This window comes from Pontimicrobium sp. MEBiC01747, from assembly GCF_053601635.1.
In genome coordinates this window covers 1-6,475 of the sequence record NZ_JBSHNS010000322.1, presented here as the reverse complement: position 1 = coordinate 6,475, position 6,475 = coordinate 1, and the positions used below count along the sequence as shown (strand labels likewise).

10 protein-coding genes are annotated in these 6,475 nt (G+C 30.8%); 4 read left to right on the top strand and 6 right to left on the bottom strand.

The genetic code is table 11. The features are described from left to right. Positions 1 to 323: 323 nt before the first annotated feature. The 6 genes from ACVC2P_RS10620 to ACVC2P_RS10595 form a co-directional block, all read right to left on the bottom strand. Positions 324 to 1,049, bottom strand: a complete 726-nt coding sequence (locus ACVC2P_RS10620; RefSeq protein ID WP_452598452.1) for a TlpA family protein disulfide reductase — start codon at positions 1,047 to 1,049, stop codon at positions 324 to 326. Positions 1,050 to 1,189: 140 nt separating this feature from the next. Further along, the gene (locus ACVC2P_RS10615; RefSeq protein WP_452598451.1) at positions 1,190 to 2,920 is read right to left on the bottom strand and encodes an APC family permease; all 1,731 of its coding nucleotides are present in this window, start codon (positions 2,918 to 2,920) and stop codon (positions 1,190 to 1,192) included. A gap of 64 nt (positions 2,921 to 2,984) precedes the next feature. Further along, positions 2,985 to 3,269, bottom strand: coding sequence for a hypothetical protein (locus ACVC2P_RS10610; protein WP_452598450.1), 285 nt, complete (start codon positions 3,267 to 3,269; stop codon positions 2,985 to 2,987). A gap of 271 nt (positions 3,270 to 3,540) precedes the next feature. After that, positions 3,541 to 3,723: a hypothetical protein gene (locus ACVC2P_RS10605; protein ID WP_452598449.1), complete on the bottom strand. Its 183-nt coding sequence runs from the start codon at positions 3,721 to 3,723 to the stop codon at positions 3,541 to 3,543. Positions 3,724 to 3,739: 16 nt separating this feature from the next. Next, positions 3,740 to 4,420, bottom strand: coding sequence for a hypothetical protein (locus tag ACVC2P_RS10600; protein WP_452598448.1), 681 nt, complete (start codon positions 4,418 to 4,420; stop codon positions 3,740 to 3,742). A 32-nt stretch (positions 4,421 to 4,452) separates the two neighbouring features. After that, positions 4,453 to 4,968: a hypothetical protein gene (locus ACVC2P_RS10595; protein WP_452598447.1), complete on the bottom strand. Its 516-nt coding sequence runs from the start codon at positions 4,966 to 4,968 to the stop codon at positions 4,453 to 4,455. Between the two features lie 585 nt (positions 4,969 to 5,553). On the opposite strand from ACVC2P_RS10595, the gene ACVC2P_RS10590 reads away from it, so the two are divergent. The 4 genes from ACVC2P_RS10590 to ACVC2P_RS10575 are packed head-to-tail and all read left to right on the top strand — an operon-like array spanning position 5,554 to position 6,308. After that, positions 5,554 to 5,757, top strand: coding sequence for an IS3 family transposase (locus tag ACVC2P_RS10590; RefSeq protein ID WP_452598446.1), 204 nt, complete (start codon positions 5,554 to 5,556; stop codon positions 5,755 to 5,757). Between the two features lie 4 nt (positions 5,758 to 5,761). Beyond that, positions 5,762 to 5,932, top strand: a complete 171-nt coding sequence (locus ACVC2P_RS10585; protein ID WP_452598445.1) for a hypothetical protein — start codon at positions 5,762 to 5,764, stop codon at positions 5,930 to 5,932. Between the two features lie 23 nt (positions 5,933 to 5,955). Further along, positions 5,956 to 6,111 carry a hypothetical protein gene (locus tag ACVC2P_RS10580; RefSeq protein WP_452598444.1) on the top strand — a complete coding sequence of 52 codons (156 nt, stop codon included), beginning with the start codon at positions 5,956 to 5,958 and terminating at the stop codon, positions 6,109 to 6,111. 50 nt (positions 6,112 to 6,161) lie between these two features. Further along, the gene (locus ACVC2P_RS10575) at positions 6,162 to 6,308 is read left to right on the top strand and encodes a hypothetical protein (protein WP_452598443.1); all 147 of its coding nucleotides are present in this window, start codon (positions 6,162 to 6,164) and stop codon (positions 6,306 to 6,308) included. Positions 6,309 to 6,475 lie beyond the last annotated feature (167 nt).

Genomic DNA, 6,475 nt, shown 5'->3' with positions numbered 1-6,475 from the left:
GTAGGTGATCGATATATATAAAGAAATAACGTTAATGCCTCGGGTTAATAACAGATTAAGCACTTCATAATCTCAACGTTTTCACTGAACACTACTTACATCTTAAAAAACTTTAAAAGTTTATTATTTTTATCTCTATTTTTTTGGTCGACATTTCTATTTTTAGAGATTCACAGTTAACTTCTTAAATGTTATAAACTCAGTCTTCTTTGATTTTCAATTTCTTATTTTAATAGGTGTACATCTATAAATTGTATATCATCTAAATCTGACTTTTCGTAAAGTGTTAAGAAAAAGATTAACAAAAAAGGTATAGTTGATTTTTATTTTAATTCTTCAATTATCTTAATTATTTCACTTCCTTCTCCTATTTTAAGTTCTTTTCCTTCCTCACTTATGTATGGAACCCCACCTTTGACATATTTCAGTACACCATTTTTATCTAGGAACACGTTCAATGGGTATGCCGTTATTCCTAATTGGTCAATAAACTCCTTAGCATCAACAAGATGTTTAAAATTATACGGATGTTTTTTTAAAAAAATACTAACATCCTCCTCTTTTTCGTAAGTGATTGAAATAAAATTAAAACTGTCTTTATATTTTTCAGCTATTTCATTAAGAAAAGGCATTTCGTCTATACAAGGTGCGCATTTTGTAAACCAAAAATTTATCAAAGTTGGTTTGCCCTTTAGTTGTTCAAAATTAAAACTTTCTCCTCTTAATGTTTTTAGATTAAATTTTGGAAACCCTTTGTTTTTATATTTTGAAAGAGGTCCTGAATTTATCAAGTTCTCCTTCTTTTTATCACTTATAGCGAATGTTACTTTAGAGATTGTAGAGTCTTTTTTGGTTTCGGTTTCTTCAATTACCAAACTTCCATACAACTCCTTTTTAAGGACTTTCTCTGCTTTTTTGATTTGTTCTGAAAGTATTTTTTCAATTTCTGATTTTGTTAATCGGTTTTCCCCATCTGTTGTATAATACTTTGTTTGAGAGAAAGTTGCTGTAGAAATTAATAGAAACAAGATTGTAATTGTCTTTTTCATGGCAATTTTAATTACTAATGAGTGAATACGTTTTATTTTTTTGGACGCATGTACTAAGGGGCTTCGATAAAAAGCATATTGTATCTGAAAGCACTTTATATACACAAATTTATTAACCACCTCTAGATGCTAGTTGCTGGTTAAATAATTAATCGAACTCCGCCTAACTCTGAAACCTCATACGGGAACTCATCATCTGGCGAACCAATAAACATAAAATTGATAGGGATGTCCCAATCTTTGGATAGCTTCTGAATGATTTTAGGTCCAAATTCTCCTTGTATCTTTATGTACTCAATATCTATTTTTGGGTATTCTCTATCCAATACTTCCAAATCACTTTCTAATCGTTCTGGAGGTTGTTCGTTTTCGTTTAAAACTGTTACAACCTTCAATTTCTTAGTGTGTTCATTTTTTGTAATGTATAACATCACTTTATTGAGAGTAGCCACATCATCTTCGTGTGTAAAAAAGACAAACTCCTGAGAGTTGATGTCATCTATAGTTGCCATAATTTTATGGTTAGAACGTTGTACAAATCGCTCAATTGGATTAAAAATATACTTGATTGCACGTAATACAAATTTTAAAATTACAGTTCTGTTCAACATAAAAACTACAACAAGTAGTGTTGGAATTAAATATTCCAAAAATACTTTTAGATAGTCTGGATTCATTATAACATTACCAATTAATGCTGCAATGACGGCTCCAACCGCAATAAACAATCCCAACCACGATGATTTTTCGGGACGTGGCAAATGTTTACGACGTACTTTTAGTAGAAAATTCCCTAATCCAAATAACGTCATTACCGAAAGAAAGGCAATGGTATAAACACCTGCTAAAGCCCCCAATTCTCCTTCAGTAATTAATAAGATGGAAACACACAACAAGAAAAAAACAATGGCAATTCTATATGAGCTGCCTCTTTTGTTTTTCTTTAATAAATATTGAGGTAAAATTCTATCAAGTGTCATTCGCTCTACAAGCCCTGTAACTCCTACAAAAGAAGTTAATACAGCACCACTTAACACCAAAGCAGCATCAATAGAAATTAATGTAGATAACCATCCTCCACCAGATAGCTCTCCCATATAGGATAGTAAGGTTTCTTTATGACCTTCAACTGCTGGAATTGGTATGAGCGCCAATGCTAGAAAAGCCATAAGCGGATTAAAAACACTCACCACTATCCACATATTTCGAAGTGTTTTTTTAAAGACTCCTTTTTTCTGTTCTTCTACAAAATTGGCAGAACTTTCAAAGCCACTTATACCAAGCATCGCTGCACAAAAACCGAAAAAAAGCGCCATTGTAAGGCCTCCTTCTATTGGTCTATTAAAATTTTCTATCAAGACTTCCCAGCCATTTGAAAAAATATAATATCCACAAAATGCACTCAAAGCGATAAGCGAGACCATATGAAACACGAAAATCACCGTAGCTACCAATGACGATTCCCCAATACCAATAATTGTGAGTATCATAAAAATTGCTAATAGTGAAATAGTAGCAATGGTAATGGGCCAAGCTTCGTACAAATTATGCACATAATGCATACCTTCACTTGCAGAAATCACTGCCGTTGCCATATATGATAATAAAGTTAAAGTAGCTGCTAAAGATGCTGTGGATTTACTTGTAGTGTTTAGTAGCGCATTATAGGCCCCTCCATTAAGTGGCATTGCTCCAACAACTTCTCCATAAATTTTCCTGAACAAAAACAAAACGGCTGCAACAATTAATAATGAAACCCAAGCATATTGACCAGCATAAGCTATTGCGAGCGCTGAAACATAGAGACAGGATGAACTAATGTCATTTCCACAAATAGCTGTTGCTGGAAATTGGCCTAATTTTTTTTTCATTCTTTTTTTTATTCCTTAATGTAGCTTAATATAACTATGTCTGCCTTTTAATTCAAAAAATAAATTAAGTATTTTTTCTAAAACCTGCTAAAAATGAAGCACATATTCCTACTACTACAGTTCCTGCTACTAATTCTACTGTTGTAAAAAATGCCATCTCAATAACTGTATCTGGACTTCCAAAAGTTTCTTTAGCCTGGATGATAGAAACTTCTTGAGGATTCATAGAAAGATAAGCTAAAATAATAGGAATAAGGATAATGATTAGTCTTACCCCCATTCGAACACATAACAAAAAACCATCTAGAAAAGTAGTGTCTCGATGGTATTTGGTATAATTCCATATCATTACCGAAAAGCCTATGAGCAACATCAATACAAAAACCATTCTAAAAGCTGGACTTTCATAAATCTTTAGCAAATGTAATATTGTAGAGAAAATTATAATTCCTAATGATACTCGAATAGCATAGAACCAAGCTATCTTATTTTTTGACCATTTCTTAATATTGAATAACATATTTGTGTATTTTATCAAGTTAAAAAGTCGTGGTAATAAATAACATATTAATAAGTAAGTTTAATATATTAATATAACTGCGACTTTGTAAAAAATTACATTATGAATGTAACTTTTCTTTCAATTGTTGAAGAGCTTCTTCTGTCTCTTTTAGATTCTTCTTTGATTCTTCGAGCTTTTCTTTATTGTTTTTTGTATGGTGATCATACACATCAAGTGAAAATCTTTTGTGGCGATCGTGAAGTCTTTCCAACTGCTCACGTTCATTAAATGCATTTAACATATTGATTGTTTTTTTATTAAAAATAAGGTTGGTACGTTGGATAGTGATGCTCTGGATGGTGTGTTTTTATGTGTTCGTTAGCTCTTTTATTATGGTCTTTTATTTTAAGCATAAGTGTTTCTAACTCTTTTTCCAGCTTCTTTCCTTCATCATATAGCTTTTGCCCTGAACCATCTTTATCTAAAGATTTGTTACCATCTTCATTTTTTAAAGTACTTTCAAGGATTTTTAGATTTTTTCTAAATTCTTTTTGCGAAATATGGTCTTTTGATTTCTCTGGTTCGGTGAATAAATAAACATCATCAGATATTAAATAATCATGACCAATTGCTAATTCTGCATTTGCCATTGCTTCTTGTAGATTAATAACATCAATTTTTTGATTAGATTTTAATCCTTTTTGAATAGCTTTTAGTTGGCTAATGGATCTATCTAAAGTTTCTTTAGCTTTCCCTGTCAACTCTTTACCTTCCGTTTTTAGCGCTTCAATTCCTTTATTAAGTTGTAATGCTGCTTTTGTGTGATCGTTACTCTCAAGTAATGTAATTGTTTCATCAAAATAGACATCAGATTCATTTGGAAGTCCGATTTCTGTAACCTCTTCTACAATAGCGTCTTTTAATTTCGTTTCTTTTTTGCAAGAAATTACGGAAACTAATACTAAACTCAACACCACTAATTTTAATTGGTTTTTCATTTCTAAATTGTTTTTAGTTATTATATGTGGATTTATAAGATTTTTCCATTTTCGTTTGTATAAACTTTAATTTTATTTCTATTTTTCTTCAGGTATAGTTTATATCTTATGTTTTCTTTTTTTCCAGCCTTGTGCTTCATTTTATATACATCTTTTGTAATCATCCATCCTGGATATTCCTTAGCAATAACATTTCTGACTACAACAGGTAGCGGAACATTTACGCCTTTTTCCATTGAATAAATTAACTTTCCATCCTTATCATAGTAAGTTCTTAATTCATCATTGCCATTTTTTAATTTAATCTCGTAACTACCATAATTTCCAGTTCCTAATTTATCGGTCTCGACAATAATATCTTCTTCAATAAAATTTATTGGGATGGTATAAAATTCTTCGAGTTCATAGTCTGGAAAATCTTCTACCACTTCATCGATTATTACCGTTGGCACTTCTTCTTTTATCACTTTCGCCTTGAAAATTACTTCTTGAGCAAATGATTGTGTTAATGCTCCAATCATCAAAAGAGTGATCATTGTTGTTTTCATTTTTACTTAATTTTATTATTAATACAACACAAAGTTTTAAAAAACATTCAATCACTCCTAAAAATAAGAGGTTTCAAAGGTTCAGATTTCGGAATTATGAACTTTATTATAGGTAAACTTTCTGTTTTTCATAGAAAAGCAATTGTTTCATCTGTATTAAAAAATTAGTTTCATGTTTTTGTGGAAGTGTTACATTTGACAAGACAGTAAGAAGCGAGTTTATATATTTATAAACTTAAAAAATAGAATAATGTCAAAACCAAGAACTTCCAACACAAAAGCATTTAAAAACTAAGCTATATCAATGGTAATATAAAATAGACTTGTAAAGATTTAAATATTTCTACCTCCTCTTTTATCTCGTTGGCGAGTTGAATTAAAGCAATATGGTAAAAATAGTTTTCCAGGAAAAGGTAATTTAAAGTTAACCGATCAAGAACGAGAGATTATAACTTTAAAGAAAGAACTACAAGAGGCACAATTAGAAAATGGAATATTAAAAAAGGCCGTGAGCATCTTCTCCAAGAGCGACAAGAGAAATACCAATTTATAAAACGACATAAATTAAAATTTCCAGTCGAGAAGATGTGTAAAGTTTTACAATTAAGCAGAAGTAGTTACTATAATTGGCTAAAATGTGAACCATCAAAACGTTGGTTAGCAAATGAACGTATCATGTTTTTTATTAAAAAAATATTTGAAGTTAGTTTTGGAAGTTATGGAGCACCAAGAATTAGAGAAGATTTAAAGAAGTATGGTTACTTTGTTTCCAAAAAGGAAAGTAAGTAAACTAATGAAATTATTAGGTTTAAAAGTAAGACGCTCTTATAAGTTTAAAGGATTAACTAATAGTAATCACACTTATCCTCTAGCTCCTAATTTATTAAATCAAAACTTTAAAGTTGAACGAAAAAATCAGGTTTGGGTATCAGACATGACTTATGTAGCTACCAAACAAGGTTGATGCATTGGGAAGACATTCGTGGTATGTTCTCCACTATGCATGGAGACTATCTTCGTTTTCTCTTGCATTATAAGGTGCCGCTTGAAAAGTTTATACGTTTTGAATTAGCTTCTCGTGGCTATGATGGGAATTTTAACTGGGTTGGTTTTGATGCCTCTGAAAAAATCTGGTTACAATGAAACAAATAACGCAGATACGTATCGTATCTTTTAAAGAGTATCAAATCTATATGAATGATACGAAGGATAACGACATTAGTTTTGAAGACTATGTGAACAATGTACTTGGAGAATTATTTGATATGAAGCGTAGTATTGTTTCAGTACAGTGTGCTGATGCACATACTATAATTCTCGTTTATACACTTACAATTTAATATGCAAAAACACTTGGACATGCTATATTTGACAGGACAGTAAGAAGCGAGTTTATATATTTATAAACTTTAATAAAATAACAATGTCAAAACCACGAAATTTTTACACCAAAGAATTTAAACATAAAGCTGTAGAGCTTAGTTATGCAAAAGGAAGCCTAAAACAG

Bases quoted from the DNA above. Each gene is read 5' to 3' on its own strand.
- ACVC2P_RS10620 (WP_452598452.1), bottom strand. From the start codon at position 1,049: ATGAAAAAGACAATTACAATCTTGTTTCTATTAATTTCTACAGCAACT.
- ACVC2P_RS10615 (WP_452598451.1), bottom strand. From the start codon at position 2,920: ATGAAAAAAAAATTAGGCCAATTTCCAGCAACAGCTATTTGTGGAAAT.
- ACVC2P_RS10610 (WP_452598450.1), bottom strand. From the start codon at position 3,269: ATGATATGGAATTATACCAAATACCATCGAGACACTACTTTTCTAGAT.
- ACVC2P_RS10605 (WP_452598449.1), bottom strand. From the start codon at position 3,723: ATGTTAAATGCATTTAATGAACGTGAGCAGTTGGAAAGACTTCACGAT.
- ACVC2P_RS10600 (WP_452598448.1), bottom strand. From the start codon at position 4,420: ATGAAAAACCAATTAAAATTAGTGGTGTTGAGTTTAGTATTAGTTTCC.
- ACVC2P_RS10595 (WP_452598447.1), bottom strand. From the start codon at position 4,968: ATGAAAACAACAATGATCACTCTTTTGATGATTGGAGCATTAACACAA.
- ACVC2P_RS10590 (WP_452598446.1), top strand. From the start codon at position 5,554: ATGTGTAAAGTTTTACAATTAAGCAGAAGTAGTTACTATAATTGGCTA.
- ACVC2P_RS10585 (WP_452598445.1), top strand. From the start codon at position 5,762: ATGAAATTATTAGGTTTAAAAGTAAGACGCTCTTATAAGTTTAAAGGA.
- ACVC2P_RS10580 (WP_452598444.1), top strand. From the start codon at position 5,956: ATGTTCTCCACTATGCATGGAGACTATCTTCGTTTTCTCTTGCATTAT.
- ACVC2P_RS10575 (WP_452598443.1), top strand. From the start codon at position 6,162: ATGAATGATACGAAGGATAACGACATTAGTTTTGAAGACTATGTGAAC.